The sequence below is a fragment of the Mangrovihabitans endophyticus genome (assembly GCF_014646155.1).
Lineage (GTDB): Bacteria > Actinomycetota > Actinomycetes > Mycobacteriales > Micromonosporaceae > Actinoplanes > Actinoplanes endophyticus.
The window spans coordinates 1-526 of the sequence record NZ_BMMX01000204.1 but is presented as its reverse complement, the minus strand read 5'-3'; the positions used below and the strand labels follow the sequence as shown (position 1 = coordinate 526).

Here is a 526-nt window from a genome sequence, read left to right as displayed (position 1 = left end):
ACGGAGGGCATGATACACCACTCTGACCGCGGCGTGCAGTATGCCTCGAAGCAGTACACGGACCTGCTGCTTTCACAAGGCATCAGAATCAGCATGACCCAGACGGGAGACCCGCTTCACAATGCCCTGGCCGAGAGGATGAACAACACCCTGAAGAACGGATGGCTCTTCAATGAAGGTGATATGGACTTCAGACAGGCAGAGGAAGCCGTCAGTAAATCCGTTGCGATGTACAACAATGCCAGACCGCACAAGGCACTGGGAATGAAGACCCCTATGGAGATTTTCTCAGGCAGAGGAGGAAACCCTCTTATGGAATATCGGTATAATTGAATGATGTGCTCGTCGGGACGGGTGCTCCCGCCCCTTGCCGCACGGCGCTCCCCGAGCGATGAGTTTTTAGGGAGAAAATATACGGATATTGAGTTTTTGTTGTAGTTTTGCAGAACTGACAACCTTTTTAGGAATATAATGTTTAACCTGTCAACTTTGTCAGGAATTAATCTTCAAACTGACAACTATTTTC

Annotated in this window: 1 pseudogene; it reads left to right on the top strand. The window is 49.0% G+C overall.

The window, feature by feature from the left end:
- Positions 1–324 (top strand): annotated as a pseudogene (locus IEY73_RS34930) (transposase); the annotation flags it as partial.
- Between the last annotated feature and the right edge of the window lie 202 nt (positions 325–526).